The 17,186-nt window shown below is 35.9% G+C and carries 14 protein-coding genes; 1 reads left to right on the plus strand and 13 read right to left on the minus strand.

Features of this window, described 5'->3' with window-relative positions; genetic code table 11:
* Positions 1-60: 60 nt before the first annotated feature.
* From DN752_RS08425 to DN752_RS08465, 9 genes are all read right to left on the minus strand, one after another.
* Positions 61-903, minus strand: coding sequence for an HNH endonuclease family protein (locus tag DN752_RS08425; RefSeq protein WP_112783529.1), 843 nt, complete (start codon positions 901-903; stop codon positions 61-63).
* On the minus strand, positions 903-2,501 hold the full coding sequence (locus DN752_RS08430) for an AAA family ATPase (RefSeq protein WP_112783530.1): 1,599 nt from the start codon (positions 2,499-2,501) through the stop codon (positions 903-905). The genes DN752_RS08425 and DN752_RS08430 overlap by 1 nt, the downstream gene beginning before the upstream one ends.
* Positions 2,498-4,018, minus strand: a complete 1,521-nt coding sequence (locus tag DN752_RS08435; RefSeq protein WP_162633161.1) for a restriction endonuclease subunit S — start codon at positions 4,016-4,018, stop codon at positions 2,498-2,500. The genes DN752_RS08430 and DN752_RS08435 overlap by 4 nt, the downstream gene beginning before the upstream one ends.
* A 5-nt stretch (positions 4,019-4,023) precedes the next feature.
* Positions 4,024-5,460, minus strand: a complete 1,437-nt coding sequence (locus DN752_RS08440) for a class I SAM-dependent DNA methyltransferase (protein ID WP_112783532.1) — start codon at positions 5,458-5,460, stop codon at positions 4,024-4,026.
* On the minus strand, positions 5,461-6,447 hold the full coding sequence (rhuM, locus tag DN752_RS08445; protein ID WP_112783533.1) for a virulence RhuM family protein: 987 nt from the start codon (positions 6,445-6,447) through the stop codon (positions 5,461-5,463).
* Entirely contained in the window at positions 6,447-8,903 is a 2,457-nt protein-coding gene (gene hsdR, locus DN752_RS08450; RefSeq protein WP_112783534.1) for an EcoAI/FtnUII family type I restriction enzme subunit R, read from the minus strand. The genes rhuM and hsdR overlap by 1 nt, the downstream gene beginning before the upstream one ends.
* 41 nt (positions 8,904-8,944) lie before the next feature.
* Positions 8,945-9,229, minus strand: a complete 285-nt coding sequence (locus tag DN752_RS08455) for a helix-turn-helix domain-containing protein (RefSeq protein ID WP_112783535.1) — start codon at positions 9,227-9,229, stop codon at positions 8,945-8,947.
* 393 nt (positions 9,230-9,622) lie between these two features.
* Positions 9,623-9,871: a hypothetical protein gene (locus tag DN752_RS08460; RefSeq protein WP_245949489.1), complete on the minus strand. Its 249-nt coding sequence runs from the start codon at positions 9,869-9,871 to the stop codon at positions 9,623-9,625.
* Between the two features lie 93 nt (positions 9,872-9,964).
* Positions 9,965-10,357: a helix-turn-helix domain-containing protein gene (locus DN752_RS08465; protein ID WP_112783537.1), complete on the minus strand. Its 393-nt coding sequence runs from the start codon at positions 10,355-10,357 to the stop codon at positions 9,965-9,967.
* A 181-nt stretch (positions 10,358-10,538) separates the two neighbouring features.
* Here DN752_RS08465 and DN752_RS08470 point away from each other — a divergent pair, with 181 nt between their 5' ends.
* Positions 10,539-10,976, plus strand: a complete 438-nt coding sequence (locus tag DN752_RS08470) for a helix-turn-helix transcriptional regulator (RefSeq protein ID WP_112783538.1) — start codon at positions 10,539-10,541, stop codon at positions 10,974-10,976.
* A 283-nt stretch (positions 10,977-11,259) separates the two neighbouring features.
* On the opposite strand, the gene DN752_RS08475 is transcribed toward DN752_RS08470, so the two are convergent.
* From DN752_RS08475 to DN752_RS08490, 4 genes are all read right to left on the minus strand, one after another.
* The gene (locus tag DN752_RS08475; RefSeq protein WP_112783539.1) at positions 11,260-12,921 is read right to left on the minus strand and encodes a protein kinase family protein; all 1,662 of its coding nucleotides are present in this window, start codon (positions 12,919-12,921) and stop codon (positions 11,260-11,262) included.
* A gap of 31 nt (positions 12,922-12,952) precedes the next feature.
* Entirely contained in the window at positions 12,953-13,657 is a 705-nt protein-coding gene (locus DN752_RS08480; RefSeq protein WP_162633162.1) for a DUF2971 domain-containing protein, read from the minus strand.
* A 113-nt stretch (positions 13,658-13,770) separates the two neighbouring features.
* Complete coding sequence (locus tag DN752_RS24905) at positions 13,771-14,673, minus strand: TIR domain-containing protein (protein WP_245949490.1); 903 nt, start codon at positions 14,671-14,673, stop codon at positions 13,771-13,773.
* A gap of 229 nt (positions 14,674-14,902) precedes the next feature.
* On the minus strand, positions 14,903-16,915 hold the full coding sequence (locus DN752_RS08490) for a DUF4365 domain-containing protein (RefSeq protein WP_112783541.1): 2,013 nt from the start codon (positions 16,913-16,915) through the stop codon (positions 14,903-14,905).
* Positions 16,916-17,186 lie beyond the last annotated feature (271 nt).

Here is a 17,186-nt window from a genome sequence, read left to right on the forward strand (position 1 = left end):
GAATGATAATCCAACGTAGACACTATTTTAAAAGTAAGAGTAATTATCATATCAATTAAATTATCTCCTCTCGGTTAAAACATGAAGTCCGTTTTGTTCACAACAGGCGATTGCTACAGCAGAGAGTTCTACTTCTCTTGAAGTCAGTTTTTTGATTTCATCTTTCAAGAATTTGACTCTGTTTCTACCAAAGTTTGAAACTCCATCTGGGTCTGTGGTTATTTTTCGAATTTCATCAATCATGCGTTGACAAAAATCCCATATTCTTTCCCTTAGTTCTTCTAGCGGTCCGTGATCGAGATGGTAAATCTTTATTGAAGTTTCTACTCTTACTTTATCACGTGGCTCCAAAATAGCATCTGCATTAGGAATTGCTTTTCCCTTCGATTCAAATGTTAGTAGAGGAGGGTCATTCTCATCACATGGATCAAGTAGCATTATCTCTTCATCCTGACACCTGGGTTTAGTTTTTGCGACAACACTTCCTTCAAATAATGGGAAATAAACCCATTTCCCTCTTGTTTCTTTATCCGTATTAAACTTGTCTTTTCTTAATTGGTTACAATATTGACTGCTAAAGCGAAAATTCTCAAAGTCAAATGCAAGCCACCAATATCCTTCTTCATCTCCTCTAGCAATTCCATCAACATTCTTCGCTTCATTTTTTGGTCTGAAATGATCGATATCTCTGTCAGACATCACATCCAATGCCTCAGAATACCAGCATTTGCCATTTGAAAGAGTACTTAGCGGAATGAACAATTCCTTCCATATTGGATTTTTTTTAATTATCTCTTTGCGTTCCTCAAGTGTGGCCACAGCAATTAACTGATCATTAAGAGCCTGCACTTTTTCAGTCCAGCCGTCTGGTAGCTCTATATTATTTAAGTTGATATATCTCATTAAGCTTTTTCTTCGTCCATTAATTGCTTAATCAGTTCAGCCATTTTCTGATTCTGTTCTTCTCTTTCTTCCTTATTACTAGGGGCTTTCTTTAGGTCAGGATTCTTATAAACAGCTTGGATGAATTTGTCATATAGTGGGTCACGTTGCACTTTGTCGAAACCAATTTTGGAAAGTTTGGCAACTAATTCTTGTAACTCGATTTTATCGTTTTCATCTAACTTGTTTTCTCTGTCCAAAACTTCAAGTTCTCGTTTTCTCGTAAGTTCCAAGAAAGTATCTTCATCCATGGCAGCAGGAAGATTGAAAAACTCACTTGTCAAAATGCCTGCAACACCTAATCCTTTTGGATCAAAATCTGGCGCCATTGTTTTGACAAGCATCAATTCTTTGTCCTCTTCGTCTTTGGATTTTTCGGTGTAGAAAATCCTGATTTCTTCTTTAGTCAACCCACCAATTACCAATGGGTCATGGGTAGTCATAATGATTTGACTAGTCTCAGGCTTCTGAACTACCTCTTCGAGAAGGTTCATGTACTTCCATTTCCAAAGAGGGTTTAAATGAGTGTCGGGTTCATCTAGAAGAATTAAAGATTCTTCTTCTTTCGTGAATCTCAGTAGCCCCAGCACAGTAAGCAACTGTTGTTCTCCTTCGGATAGTTCTTTGAATGTGATTTCGCCACCTACATGACGCTTTTTGACTTTTACCCGCACTTCCAGTATTAAATCAGAAATGTATGTGCTTTCCAGACGCTTGAAGAATTCAGCATTGTTGCCATATTTTTTGGCGATCTTTTCAAGTTTCTCTTGATTAGATATGTAAAGAAAGAGGTGTTCTTCTTTTTGCGATTTCCTAAAGTCCTTCCTTACAGTTTCAGTAGTTGATATTGGTGCCATTGCAGCATCATACAAGTCTTCAAGAAACTCTCTAACTACGCCTTTCGCACCCCAAAAATCGAGTACTTTGTTATTCCTGTTCCAATTGGGTTTCTTAATCACGAAGAGTATTGATTCCAAGCCTATAATATCAAGATAATCTTCTAAGAACTCATTTACTTCAGGTTGAGAAAAAGCGTAAAATGCCATTAGAACAAAATGGCTGTGTATTAACCTCGCATAGAATAATGGCCGCATAGGGTCATCCACTCCAGCGAGTAAGTCACGGTAAAACATATTCTGATGAGGGTCGAAATGTTCTAAAAGTCTATCACTTACACCTGAATAGTATGCGAATACGTAGCGTGGTAAATAGCTAAACTTGTCTTTGCTAATAGTAGATTTTGAAATAGGCTTCTTTGAAAAGTTGATTGTACCTTCTTTAGACGCCTGACCTTCATATACAGCATATCCACCTTTCGTATTCGGACCTCCAACAGCTTTAAGAAATTCATTTTTACACTGATATTCTATCTCAAAATTGAATGGAGTTGCTACTCCCAGTTCAAGATCACGGAAAATAATTACTAAGGCTTCCAAGAAATTGGATTTACCAGCTGCGTTCTCACCCAAAAGAACGGTTTGCATTTTGGTTTCATCCAAATCAATAGTGAATTGATGGAGGTTCTTGAAGTTTTCTATGTAAACCTTATCAATTCTCATACGAGTTCTAAATAGCCTTTTTCATTGCTTTCTTTTACTACTTTATTAAGCTCTATTTGCTTTTTCAATTCTGCATAGAAAGCATCAATGTCATTTGGGTACTTTGACATTTTCCATAATTCTTCGGCATGAAGTTTACCGTGCTTTTTTAATAGTTCTACAATTTCCATGAGCGTTGTATTTGGGTCAAATTTGCTAGTTATCTCTACCTTTTTAGAAGATATCTCAATAGGTTCTACCTTTTTGAGCGTCAGACCTAAAGATTCAGTTAGTACTTGCTTTAATAATAACTCATTCTCCAGTTGACTTTCGCTAATCCCTTTCTCTAGTTCATCACAATACGCTATTAACATATCTAACTTGGATACAATACGGTGCTGTTCCGTAAGAGGAGGTATTGGAACCAAAGTATTTTTTATTTTACCTAGATTAAGATTTGGTTGAGCTCCACCATATGCGAGTTCCCTTATTTCCAAATAGATTTTTTGAAAAAAGAGCTTTACGTATTTTCTTAAAATAATCTCATCTAAGTAGAATGATATTGTAGCACAAGCTTGGTTGGTTGCAGCATGTATCAATAATTCTGATATCTGACCTCTAGTTTTCCCTTGACCATACATTGCTACTACTAAAGTGCCAGGAGGATATACTTTGCAATTTGTTTCATCAATAGCCTTTTGTGTAATGTGTTTTTCAGCTTCATTAATGAATAGATTATTTGTTGCTGAACTTGTTATCCATGGGATAGTACCATTTTTATAGTAACTATCATTAGATGTCAAAGGAGTGGCACCCGTTCCAATATCTGCTATGTAATCTATCCTACACCAATACCAACTATCAGGAATTTCAAAAGGAATTTCATCTTCACTTATAGCATGCATTGGTTTTTGTTTCTTGATTTTTTTCTCTTTTACCAACCGTTCCTTTTCAGCGTTAATTTTCGCTAGGAGTTCGGAAGCTGGTTCCTCATTGGAGTGTTGAGCAACTAATTGACCTTGAAATGCTTCTTTCAAAAAGGCTTGGCGAAGCTGTTTGAGTATTTCTAATTGATGATTGAGTTCAGTATCTATTTTATTTGTCGAGTCTTGTGCATTTACAAATTTCTTCCTTGTATTTATTTGTTTATCAATATCATAGTAAGGGAGCTCATACTTGCCAAAAACAGTTAGTCCGATTGACTCTTTTGATGTTCCAGATTTTGTATTTCTTACTATTTCGTCTTTAAAGGCCTCAAAAATTAGGTGGTAAAACTTTAAATCGACAGGATATTTATCTGGGTCTTTAGGTGTGATTATAAAACACAAATCACTTGAGATAAATTTTCCATTTACATAATGAGTTCTTCCAAGAGAACCCGAAGCAGCTGCCGCAAATATGAGTGCTTCACAATCATGAGTAAATTCATTGTGAGTTTTCCAATCCGATGCTGCTGTAATAAAATCGTAATCTCCAGGTGTTGCCTTGGTACTTTGTAATGAACCTTTCTCAAAGTGAAATATGTCCTTTATTTTCATCAAGCTCATTTTATAGCCTCTTTAAGTTGGTTCAATAATTTGTTGCTTTCTGCAAATGAGCTTTCGAGCATTTTCATAAGTTCTTCACTACTATGCTCTATTTCCTCTTCAACTTTCACCGGATTCTTAATATCCAAGTCATAATTCCGATCAATAATGGTTTGAATATCCACTTTCCATGAAATGTCGCTTTCTTCTCGCTTCTTCCACCACTTCTTTATGGGGGCAAACTCTTTTAAAAGGAGTGGTTTGGTTTTGGAATATGCTTTTTGTCCTTCAGGAAGTCGATGCTCATAATACCAAATATCTTTTGTGGGCTCTCCTTTGGTGAAAAATAATAAGTTAGTAGAAACTCCTGCGTATGGTTGAAAGACAGAATTTGGTAGGCGAATGATCGTATGTAGATTACAATCCTCTAATAGTTTTTGACGAACTCGTTGTTTAATGCCATCTCCAGTTAGAGAGCCATCTGGTAGTACAATTCCTGCTCGTCCACCATTTTTCAAGAGGTGAACCATAAGGACTAAAAAGAGATCGGCACTTTCTTTTGTTCTATAATTCTGTGGAAAGTTCTTTTCGTTATTGTTAGCGACAATACCTCCAAAAGGTGGGTTTGCCAAAATCACATTTACACGGTTCTTCTCAGTGTATGCACTTAAAGGTTGATCAAGAGAATCACGGAATGAAATATTTGGTACTTCGATATCATGAAGAATCAAGTTAGTGGTAGCCAAAAGATATGGAAGAGGTTTGTACTCCCAACCGATAATATTTTTAGCAATGCTTTCAATGTCTTCAACGCTATTTGCTTGTTTTCTCAAGTGCTCAACTGCTGCTGTCAAGTAACCACCAGTTCCACAACTTGGGTCTAATACTTTTTCACCGAGTTGCGGGTCAATCATTTCGCAGATAAACTCCGTAATGGCTCTTGGTGTGTAGAATTCCCCGCTTTTACCCGCACTTTGTAGTTCCTTCAAAATGGTTTCATAGAGTTCGCCAAAAGCATGGCGGTCTTTAGCAATATTGAAGTCTATTTCATTGAGCTTGTTCAATACCTTGCGGAGATTGATCCCGCTTTTCATGTAGTTGTTATTGCCCTCAAATACCTCACGTACCAATAGCGCCCTTTGGTTAGCCAGATCCTCGCTCATGCCCACCTTTAGGTTTCGAAGTGTAGGAAAGAGTTTCTGATCCACAAAAACTTGTAATTCATCACCCGTAATCCCTTCATCATCCCCAGCCCATTCGTCCCAGTGAAACTCAGCAGGAATAGGGCTTTCGTAATCGTCCTTAATGACTTCCAGTTCCTTGTCCTTATCGGAGAAAATTTTCAGAAACAGCATCCATCCCAACTGTTCAATGCGCTGTGCATCACCATTCAGTCCGGTGTCTTGCCACATGATCTTGCGAATGCTATCTAATATTCCTTTTAAGTTGGCCATTTATTTCTTCTTGTTTTTTAGCTGCTTGGCAGTCTTGTCAATATTTTCAATAAAATCTTTCTCTACTTGAGAAAGCTCATTCTTAGTTTTTTCTTTGAACTTCTCATACTCCGAATGGGCTTTACCCAGTGCCTTTTGATGGCTGATCTTACCCGCATGGGTCAATATTTCATTCCCAGTCATGGTCAAAAAATCATCCAGCCTGGATACCCAGTCCTTCATATACATGGGCTTTCGGTTCATCGCCTGTAATTCTGCCATTTCGAGGTAAGCCGTAACGATCCTGTTTAGAATTTCCAATTCCTGCTCGTTCAGGTAATTCTTGGCTACCTCGATTTCCTTTTTTGTGGGCTTTGCCCCCTTAAAATTAGTAAGTCCAAGATTTTTTTTACCGGCATCTATCCTTTTGTAAATTACTTCTGCCGCTGTGTTTCCATGTGCAGCCCAGTGCATTTTATTTTGTACCGTTTTGAAAAAAGTGGTAGAAATTTCGGTGTTGGGATCGTAGTCTATACTGGTAGCATAGATATCCAGAACCTTTCTCCAAAACACCTTCTCGGAAGATCTAATGTCCCGAATTCTGGCAAGAAGTTCATCAAAGTAGTTACCGCCTCCGGCCTCTTTTAGGAGCTCGTCATTCATGGTAAATCCCTTAACGATGTACTCTTTGATTCTCGAGGTGGCCCATTTTCTAAACTGAACACCCCGATGAGATTTCACCCTGTATCCCACAGAAATGATGACATCCAGGTTATAGAACTTAACTGGACGGTCTGAACCACTAATGTGCAAAATCTGCACATTGCTTTTTTCGTCCAATTCTCCTTCTTTAAAAACATTCCCTATGTGCTTGGTGATCACACTTCGGTCCCGCTGAAAAAGGTCACTGATTTGTTCTTGGGTCAGCCATACGGTTTCGTTCTCCAATCGGGTTTGAATTTTGGTCTGCCCGTCTTCTGTTTGGTAAATTAGTATTTCCGAACTCATTAAGCTCCTGTATTATATAATTCTTGTTCCAATTCTTTTACGGCTTCTAAATATTTGGCTTTGCTTCCAAACTGCTTGATAATCTCCAAGGGGGAACCGTAATCCGTAAGCGGTTTGACCTTGAGGATATCCATGCTCTCAATATTGGTCACTCCTTCGTCTGCATACTTGTCCAAAAGCGTTTCCAAAACTTTCCTGGCTTGGTCACCATATTTAGTGAAATAATCACGCTTTTTAACATTATTGGCACGTTCCTTACGTGTGAGCGGGGGCTGCTCAAAAGCAACATGGCATATAAGATCAAAAAGATCAACCTCCCTGTTTACTGCATCTCGCAAAGCTTCCACCAAAACACCTTGTTCTTCCAGTTCCTTGATGATGATTTCTTTTTTGTCCGTACTGTTCCATCGAGCTAGGAAATCATCCAAGGATGCGTACTGACCTTTGATCAATTCTTTGGTATGGTCTTTTAGGCTGGTGGTAATGGGCTTTCCATTGGTGTCAAAATACATTTCACGGCTGATCAACACCGATACATCCACCCCATTCACGTACACTTTCTGACGGGGCTCATTGACTTTGCTGGTTCTTGTCTGCGGTTCCGGGTAGCGAATATTTGCTTCGATTTCTATCTCCTCCCCTGTCTCCTCGTCTATGATCGGGCTGTCAATGCTTTGTTCTTCATCAACGATATTGGTCAAATCGGTATCCTCTGAAACAGGTTTTACTCTTATAGGGTCTCCATCAAAGTCCTTGTCGGCAAAAAGATCAGTAACATTTCGAAAATCCAGAATAGTAAAAAACATTTTGCCGAATTCCTCATTAATCCTGGTTCCTCTTCCTACTATTTGCTTAAACTTCGTCATGGATTTGATTTCCGCATCCAATACGATAATCCTACAAGTTTGGGCATCCACTCCGGTGGTCATTAATTCGGAAGTAGTGGCTATCACGGGATATGTTTCTTCTGGATTGATAAAGTTGTCAAGCTCTCTTTTACCTTCATCATTGTCTCCCGTGATCTGCATGATATACTTGTGGTTCTTGGCCACTAAATCAGCATTCAGATTGGATAGGGCAAATCGCATCCGCTCAGCATGATCAATGTCCGAACAAAAAACAATGGTCTTAGCAAATCGGTCATAACCTTTCAAAAACTCAGTAAGCTTTCTAGCCACTGTTTGGGTTCGCTCATCGATGACCAGTGTTTCATCAAAGTCCTTCCGGTTATATACACGGTCTTCCACTTCCTTGCCATCCTTATCCTTTTTCCCTTGCTCCGGCCGCCAGCCTTCAGCATCAACGTTCAGGTTGACCCGAACCACCCGATAAGGAGCCAAAAAACCATCATCAATTCCTTGCTTAAGGGAATAGGTATAAATCGGATCTCCAAAATATTCAATATTGGATACCTCTTTGGTTTCTTTGGGAGTAGCTGTCAAACCAATATGGGTCGCTTTATTGAAATAGCGAAGTATCTCCCGCCAGGCACTGTCCTCTTTGGCACTTCCTCTATGGCACTCATCTATGACTATGAGATCGAAAAATTCAGGTGAAAAATCCTTGTATGCATCTTCTATATCGCTGGCATTGGTCAATCCCTGATAAAGGCCCAGGAACACTTCATAGGCCTTATCCTCTGTATCTATTCCCCTCTTATTATTACTTACAAGCTCTTCCTTTCCATCTGCCCTGCTCACCACCTTTTTTTTGATGATGGTCATCTTATCTTTGAAATGTTTGAAATCCCCCCTTCTGGTTTGATCTATTAGGGCTGTTCTGTCTGCTAAAAACAGAATTCTCTTCTTTGCCCTACTTTTCCAAAGTCGGTGGATGATCTGAAAAGCCGTGTAAGTCTTTCCCGTTCCGGTTGCCATGACCAGTAAAATCCTTCCTTGTCCATTTGCAACCGCCTCTACCGTTCGGTTTACAGCAATTTGTTGATAATATCGAGGCGACCTACCACTTCCGTCAAAATAATAATCCTGTAATGCTACTTCTTGAGCCTCGCTTGTATGGATTCCTTTATATTGTTTGTACTTTTTTAAAAGCTCTTCAGGACTTGGAAAGCTATCAATATCAAGTTCTGTCTCAATATTTCCGTCAGTAGCCGTCCGGTCATGGAAAACAAACCCGTCACCATTGCTACTAAAAACACAAGGTATATCCAGGATTTCGGCATAGTCCAAAGCTTGTTGCAGTCCTGCCCTTACTGAATGTCTATTGTCCTTGGCCTCAACAATTGCAATAGGGATATTGGGTTTGTAGTATAGGATATAATCTGCTCTTTTTCTTTTTCCCCTTGCGGTAAGCCTTCCCCTAACATAGATTTTACCATCTGTAAATGATACTTCTTCAAGTAACTGAGTGGTCTTGTCCCAACCCGCCTTTTCTATGGCAGGTGTGATGAATTTGGTACAAATATCACGTTCAGAAAGGGTTTTCTTGTCAATCATAATCACGCAATCAAAAAGGTCAAGTCAAACAAGGAAAATAATTACTTGGCCATTTCCCCTTGTACAAAATTTAAGGCTTTCAAACCTTGTGGCTCTTGGTCAATATCATCTATAATCTTATCAGCCAACCAAAGCAGTTCCAGTTCTTTTTCATCTACCTCCAAAAAAGCTGCGATTTTTTTTAGCTGATTCTTTTGAGCCTTTCTCTCCCCTCGCTCCAGTTTACTGACCAAAGCTGTATCCGCTTCAATATAGGCCGCTACTTGTCTAAGTAGAAAACCTTTAGCTTCTCTTAGCTCACGAATTCTTCTTCCCAAATAGGTCATAGGATACAGATTTAGGTTCTAAAATCCTTTACAAATCTATTATTATTTCTGAGACTTGTCAGAATTAGTCAAATATAAAAAATACCATGAAAATTAAACGTGTCACATTGGCCTTTTTCATATTTCAAGCTTTTTTAACGCTTAATAAATAATTGACTGATTCAACAGAATAAACGAAAACTGTATTTGTTATATGAATTTTTAATTGATGGTTCTTCCGCTTTCAATCAAACTTAAAGAGAAATAACAAAACCCATCATTTATCTGGGATCTTAATAAAACAGTAAATAGTTTTTGTACTACAAAGGAATTTCTATCAGCGAAGATGAAGCCTTTTAAATCCACCTCAACTTCTCACAAAATTTGGTAGGTAAAAAGTTATTTGAATTATATTTACTGGTCATTTTCACTTTGACTTTTCAAATAAAACAGCTTGTTCAACCCCTCATAACCCTCCTCCGCCAACTCCCTCAGCTCTTCACCTAAGCTGGAAATAGGATAATCTAGACATCTATCCATATAGCCCATATAAGTACCTAAAAAATCATTCTCCAAATGCTCTGGCACTTCCATCAGCCGCTTGACCAAACCCATAATACCCATATGATGGCGATGGCCGGCATCCAAGTCCAAATTATCCAAGCCTTTTATCAGCTGGTTATGCTTAAGATCTTGGCGGATCAATTTGATGATAAGCTCGTCTTTTTGAATATTGATTGGATCATAATGCTCTGGTTAAGTTAAACAATAGCCTCCTTTATCAGGCTTTTTTAAGGTCTCATTACTGCCTTTGAGTTCGCGGAGTATTTCGAGTAAGGAATCAAACTGCTTGCTATCCATTTGAACTTTTCTTTTTTCGAGTTCATCAAAATACTCAATCAGTTGCCCTGGCCTTATGGTCAAAATATGAATGGGATCAACCTGCACATAATCAGCATATCTTTTAATCAACTCCACGGTGATTTTGGTTTCTCCACGTTCATACTTGGTATAAGCGGCCTCGCTGATTCCTAAATGAAAAGACAGCTCTATGGCCTTTTGCCCTCTCAGTTTTCTAAAGGCCATCATATTATGTCCTATTGATTGATTATCAAGGAGCGCTTCTTTAAATTTGCTTGGATCACTCATATCTACATAGTTTAGGAAAGGATCATTATTATAAATCAATTTCCTCAACCTGCCTTTTCTAAACTATTCCTACAGGAATATCTTATTCCTTAATTCACCTAACCACCATTTTTAAAAACACATTTCCCAAATTCCTCCAATTTCCTTAACTTGTCTTTTAGTTTTTTAATAGCCAAGACTTATGACCAATTCAGCTGCACGAAATATCCATCAGGGACGAAATATCAAACGCTTTAGGGAAATGCTGGGCATCAAGCAAGATGCCTTGGCCCACGAACTAGGAGAGGACTGGTCCCAAAAGAAAATCAGCCTACTAGAGCAAAAAGAGAGCATAGAGGAAAATATTCTAAAGGAGGTAGCAGAAATCCTTCATATTCCTGTTGAGGCCATCCAGAACTTTGATGAGGAGCAGGCGGTGAATATTATTTCGAATACTTTTAACGACCAATCTAATGGTTATAATTACTACCCAACATTCAATATTAACCCATTTGAAAAGTGGATAGAGGCAATGGATGAAATCAAAAGGTTAAATGAGGAAAAGATCGCAATGTATGAACGAATGCTAAAGGAGAAGGATGAAATGATAGTAAGGTTGGAGCGGTTGACTGGGAAATAAGGATGACAAATTTATTTTCATCAAAGAACTACCTTTTACTTATGTTATGAATAGACAGTATTGAGTTATGGGAACAGATAGTTTTAAATTAACATAGTTAGTTTGCAAATTTTTGGGTTACCGTAAAAACAAATTAAGATGAGCCCCAATCCGCAGGATCTTATGCACTGAAGTTCGATGTGAATTTCCTTAACATTTATTAGTAGGGGGATCCAACAGAACTGCATGAATTCAACGTGAATATTAGAATGTATAGATGCTTCCCGAATAATTCCCGCTAAATTCAAAAATCATCATTTATTCCATACAGATATTGTTTGTGATTACCAGTAAATTCTCTAATTTCTTTAATAAACCCATAGGAATAGGACTCTATTGAATCAAGATTGCTTCTGAAATTTTCGATGAAGCTAGAAGTTGTTGGCTTTATCCCTTCGTTACGAAACAAAAATGGCGAAAAATATGTATGATGTTTCGACCCCATCAAAATGAACATATCCTTTAAACATCTTGTCCTTAAGCAGCATTGGTGTTTGCTTAATTCTATTGATTCGCCTTCATTTGTCTCAGCATAACCAGCGTCTAACTCTTCCGTTGAAATATAAAATTCATTGTCAACGTATCCTACTGTTTCAAAATCATATACACTTAAATAATTACTTAAAATATCTTCTTGCCTTTCTTCAATGCTAGGTTGGTATTCAGGATAGATACCAAATGATGGCATTGCTTCTGTTTGTAATATTAAAAAGTCATTATACATATTATTGTCAAAATAGGTCCATATATTTTTCACCCTTATTTCCATGTTCCCCAGAAGCCAAATACCATTTTCATTAACCAAATCCATATGGTCCCATCTACCATCTTCAATCTCATAAATTAGTGGATTCGAATTCAAATTTAATACCATATTACCTATCCTTTTTTCAACCCTTTTTTTATATTTTCGGATTGAGGATATTTTCTCTAATAGTCTATCAATTTTTCCCTTTGAATCCGTAGTGCTAAGTTTGTTTACTCCTCTAGGAAATGTATAGTTTAATGCATTATTAAATAAACTTACGTAAGAAAGATAATCGTTGTAAGGTATAAATTTCGACTTTTCTATTAGGTCTTCAATTTCTGAAATATTTCCAAATCTATGGGATGGATCATTCTGCAAACACCTATCAATTACTATATCAATTGTATTAACAAACGGTGAATCAAAATAGCTTGATATTGAAACTCTTCCATTACCATGATGGGTTTCATGTGTTACAAACCACTGCAATATTTGTCCAATCGCCCAGATACCCATACTTTCATGAGCTCTAACATTATTTTCTGATTGTTCAGGTGCAGAAAATATTCTGTTACCTAGCCTTGTATCTTTGGTTATTGAGGAAAGCGAAAACATATCAGGGTTGAATTTAGCAATTCCAAAATCTGCAAGAACATAATTCCCAAACTCGTCAATCAAAATATTTTCTGGTTTTAAATCACGATGTATTATTCCATTATCATGAATGAATTTCACTGATTTAATAAGAAATTCGAATAATTTTTCAACTTCATCAAAACTAGGTTTCTTGATTTTTTTCCTAATCGTTTTCAGATTATATTGGTATTTCTTCATCAATATAATAGAAACAACTTTATCTTCAATATTTACCCTATCGAACGATATATTTTTGATGATATAATTATTTGAAGGAAGAGTCGACACGTTAAAAAATTCTGAAACAAACCTTTCTGTTTTCTCTGAACTTTTAATTATTGTCAGGAATTTTATAGCAAATGGTTCATTTCCGCCTTCACCTTTTCCCAACCTACCCTCATAAACTACACCATTTCCACCCTGGCCGAGATAAGGTTTGTCAATTATTACTTCACCAACTGCAGTATCTATTTTTTTCTCCTTCTTGATGAACTTAATAACTTTATTTTTAATATCTTCCATTTTTTTAAAATCATCAAATTCAAGTAGGAAATTAATTGAGATTCGGTAACATATTTTCAAATTGGCACGTGCTAATCCCTCCTCCAGCCTTTTCTCTCAGGCCCCATCTCTCAAATCTATTCTTTTGATAAATAAGCATCGATAATTTAAAATTGCCTGAAAGAGCTTTGAAGATACTTTCTAGTAAAACTTTCTTGTTGAAATTTATTCCAACATACACAGTTTTTAAAGCACCAAGTATTGGAATATAAAATGGTTCTTCGCTATTGGTAAACACTAATCTTTTCTCATCTTCATTACTCCAGTATTTTGATTTACTAAGGGTCATTGGTTTACATAAATTCTGAAAAATATCATTCATATTCTGTTCATATGATATTCTTGGGTTCCAATGTACCCAAGGCTCTAGTTCGGTATTTGAATAATCAATGTCATCTATTTTGAAATTTGTATTAGGGTAAGCCTCTTTGATGTTTTTCATAAGAGAATCCTCATCAAATTCTAAGCATACTCCTGAACTCAAGCCACCATAATGCGCCCACATCATTTCATTATTCCAGCCTGCTTCTTTTGCTCCTGAAAAACACAAAACCTGATAACTATCCCTAATAATATTTCCGAATTTATACTGACAATCGAAATGGGTATTCTCATTATAATATCCATTAAAAATCTCCTCATAAGGTATATTAGTTCCTCCAAAAGACCAATCGACAGATTCTCTAGGATCATTCATATACCTTAAGGAATTCGTCCTTATTTTCCCTGTTGGAAAAATATAAGACATGAAAGTCTCAAATTTTGTATAATGGTATATCAACCCCATGAAAATATATTTATCAACAACAATTAAAAATAATTATTCATATCGATCTCAAATCCATTTGCCTTCAACTCTTTCACCAATCTTACTTTCCATGCTTCATTGTAATCATAAGGAATATAGATAATTCCCGAAAAGTCGGAAGGAATCTCTACACCTTTTTCATAAATAACTGAAACATGCTTACGACCTAATTTACCTAAAAAGTACCCCAATTCTAATATCACATTTTGTCGGGCACGCTCTTGGAGAGTATCAGTTCCTTTTCTCCGGCCCTCATCATCACCAGTCATAAGTACTATAGCGTAGTCTACGTCACCGTACTTTTCGATTTGTTCAATTATAGTATTACTTTCAGAGGGCAATTCATTAATAATGACAGGATTCAAATCAAATTTTTCTAAAAATCTTGCAACGGATTGCTTTATCCCTTCCTCATGCCCATGAACAATAAATATTTTTGACTTTGACATTTTACCGTTATTAAGATGAACAAAATTTTTAGTTTGCTTTAGCTCCTCGACTTTCTCCGAATTTAGGTTGATTTCCAAAAGAATTTGACTCAATTCTTCTTCATCAAACCAACTTAGAGACAAGCTTTCTTCTAAATGTTTTAGATTTTTTTTGTATTTGAAAGATTTAATAAAACTATAAACAATAAATGTTGCCACTTTTTCCCATTTTTTTTCAGAGGATATAGCATTTAGAAGATCAGCAAAAGCGGTTAATGAATCAAAATATTCATGATCATGTCCTACGGCAAAAAATGTTCTCTTATCGGCCGCAATATTTACTATATTATCCCAGAAATCAAATAACCCTTTTTGCGACATCGACAATTTAAAATCTCTTGATGTTAAATAGTTTCCTAAACCTAAATTATCCAGGTCATCATAGACGATTTTGTACCTGCTTATAACATCTTTCATGTTTTTACTTTGCAATATGTAAAATCAATTCAATCATTTATTTCGTTAATACCTACTTCTTTTATATTTTACGTGGTATTTCCGTGTTATTTATTCTTTCCACCCCATTCGATTAGGCCACTTCACTGACCTCATTCCACCACCTCCCCCTAAAAGCCATATTCAAAATCAACAAGGTCAATTAATCTAATTATTGTGTCTGTTATGTTTCCCGTATCAAGGTAGTAACTTAACATTTATGCGACTCCATTAATTTTAGCAGTTGGTTCACATCATTTCTCCAAGGTGTCCTCACTTTACATTTTTGACATTGGATAGAGTAAATCAATGGGTATTTATAATGAGTTGAAATGCTTTTGGTATGAGACAAATCTTGTAACAGCTCTAATTTTTCCGATTTTCTCTCTTTATAAAATTGCTTTGATGCAGCAATATCTGACCTAATGTACTTTTTTCTATCATCAGGCAATCCCATAGAATCACACAGAGTATCAACAAAGTAATCAATATTACTTTCGTCAATTTCTTGAAATGCCAAATCAACTGGTTTTTTTTCTCTTTTTAATAAGGGAATAGATTCCATTACGACTGATTGAAATGAATTATACTCCATTTTTATTTCTATTTCCCTAATGTTTATTTCAATTTTTTCTGGATCATTTTTTATTGTCTCCCCTCGTAAAACTTTATAAAGAAGTGTCAATTCATGAGCAAGAATAAGAGATAAATAGGCTTGGTGGATTTTTGCTATATCGAAAAACATCTTGTATGCGCTAAATGCAAGATTTATGTACTTTGTGAACTCTTCCTTGTCTCCAACCTTTTCAGCAATATTATTCCAACTTAATAGAGCAATATTAAAATTAAAAATAAATTGATAGTTAGTGAAATTATACATGGAAGATGCCACAAGAAACTTATCCTCTATCTTTGATCCGTATTCCCATGTTTCAAAAGTTAATTTCTTAAAAAATTCGATCTTAGAAATTATGTCCCTTACTTCTTGCCCCCTTTCATGTATGGGAACATTTACTCCCATACTTTCTTTTACTTTAAATTTGGATAGTTTTTTCCTAACATAGTCAGTGACAAAAACGACAAGGTTTGAAATGTGGTATATTTTTAAATAGTGCTTCTTCTTAACTTCTATTTCAGAACTTTCTATTTTTTTAAACAACCCTACAATCAGCTCAAAGCTATCAGAATTGGTACTCACTGAAGATATTTTTTTAAGAAAACTTATAAAAGTAATGTTTATTTCGATCAATAGTTTATTATATGAATCTGAGATATTTTTGCTAAGTTCTGTAAGGTTTATTATAAATTCAGAGTAATCAACCTTCCCTAAAATAAAGTCAATCTTGTTTCGAAGAAATATTTTTCGCGATAAATCCGAATCAGCCGCATGGCTTAGTTGGTCATATTTGGATAAAAAAAAGTCGGCATCAAAATGGTTGCCTATTTCACAACTTACAGTTGCTTTTAGTAAACATAATCTTGGGTCATTTAATAATTCATGGTATGACAAAACACTCAACATCGAATCCACAAAATTCAAATCATTATCGTCAATCAAAGACCATCCGTATTCAACCAATACCTTTTTTACATCCTGAGGATTCCTAAAATCAAAGTCCTTTGTAGAGGGTTTTCTAAATGATGGAATATTATAAGATTGGCCATGATTTAATATAAGACTTTCGGCATTTTCATGTCGGTTGCTGAAAAAATCATGAATAATTTTAAGTGAATCTAAACTAAGTTCGTTATTTAAAGGTATATAAATAGTAGGTTGCTTTTTTTCTTTCCAGCTTTCTCCCTGATGAAAATCATTAAGATTTTTATATATCTCTTCTGCATAATCAAAGTACGCTTTTTTTGAAAATGCATCATATAAAATTATCAGACCATAAGCAGGAGCAAATTCAAGTAAGTATTTTAATCGTGAGGATTTGAAGCTGATTTTAATAAAATTTTCACCACTTTTCTCCATAATCTTGTCTTCTGAAATCTTTTCTATTGATTTCAATTGTAAGACAAACCTTTTATTTGTGGCTTGATTGTAAGTACTAGAATCTCCGTCAAACTTTAATAGCTCAACTAATTGGTCTACCCCGAAATCTGGATGGTCAGTCCTGCAAATAAATCCATTTCTCTGACTGAAAATCGATTTTACAAAAAGTACTGATTCTTCCGAATTTTTGGAATTATCATCAACTATAGGATTTTCATCAAAGGCCATTATTTATTTGATTTTTTCTATATTATTCCAAGTCTGGTTTCTCCGCTGTGAAGAGCCAATAAAAATTGGATTGGTCCAAGTTTTGTAATCGGCTCCTACTTTTGAAACCCATATCCAAACACTTGAAAAATAGATACTTACCTATTTTCAATCGGATTCACAGCACAAAAGGGATTTATCGTATTCATGATTGAGATCTAATTTATTTAAAAAATTGATTCTTCTGTAATTACATAGGTGTATTTTAAAATGGATATGGCAATATTATGAC

The sequence above is a fragment of the Echinicola strongylocentroti genome, from assembly GCF_003260975.1.
GTDB lineage: Bacteria > Bacteroidota > Bacteroidia > Cytophagales > Cyclobacteriaceae > Echinicola > Echinicola strongylocentroti.

What these genes read in the sequence shown, in the direction of transcription:
- DN752_RS08425 (WP_112783529.1), bottom strand. Translation starts at nt 903, where the DNA reads ATGAGATATATCAACTTAAATAATATAGAGCTACCAGACGGCTGGACT.
- DN752_RS08430 (WP_112783530.1), bottom strand. Translation starts at nt 2,501, where the DNA reads ATGAGAATTGATAAGGTTTACATAGAAAACTTCAAGAACCTCCATCAA.
- DN752_RS08435 (WP_162633161.1), bottom strand. Translation starts at nt 4,018, where the DNA reads ATGAAAATAAAGGACATATTTCACTTTGAGAAAGGTTCATTACAAAGT.
- DN752_RS08440 (WP_112783532.1), bottom strand. Translation starts at nt 5,460, where the DNA reads ATGGCCAACTTAAAAGGAATATTAGATAGCATTCGCAAGATCATGTGG.
- rhuM (WP_112783533.1), bottom strand. Translation starts at nt 6,447, where the DNA reads ATGAGTTCGGAAATACTAATTTACCAAACAGAAGACGGGCAGACCAAA.
- hsdR (WP_112783534.1), bottom strand. Translation starts at nt 8,903, where the DNA reads ATGATTGACAAGAAAACCCTTTCTGAACGTGATATTTGTACCAAATTC.
- DN752_RS08455 (WP_112783535.1), bottom strand. Translation starts at nt 9,229, where the DNA reads ATGACCTATTTGGGAAGAAGAATTCGTGAGCTAAGAGAAGCTAAAGGT.
- DN752_RS08465 (WP_112783537.1), bottom strand. Translation starts at nt 10,357, where the DNA reads ATGAGTGATCCAAGCAAATTTAAAGAAGCGCTCCTTGATAATCAATCA.
- DN752_RS08470 (WP_112783538.1), top strand. Translation starts at nt 10,539, where the DNA reads ATGACCAATTCAGCTGCACGAAATATCCATCAGGGACGAAATATCAAA.
- DN752_RS08475 (WP_112783539.1), bottom strand. Translation starts at nt 12,921, where the DNA reads ATGGAAGATATTAAAAATAAAGTTATTAAGTTCATCAAGAAGGAGAAA.
- DN752_RS08480 (WP_162633162.1), bottom strand. Translation starts at nt 13,657, where the DNA reads ATGAATGATCCTAGAGAATCTGTCGATTGGTCTTTTGGAGGAACTAAT.
- DN752_RS24905 (WP_245949490.1), bottom strand. Translation starts at nt 14,673, where the DNA reads ATGAAAGATGTTATAAGCAGGTACAAAATCGTCTATGATGACCTGGAT.
- DN752_RS08490 (WP_112783541.1), bottom strand. Translation starts at nt 16,915, where the DNA reads ATGGCCTTTGATGAAAATCCTATAGTTGATGATAATTCCAAAAATTCG.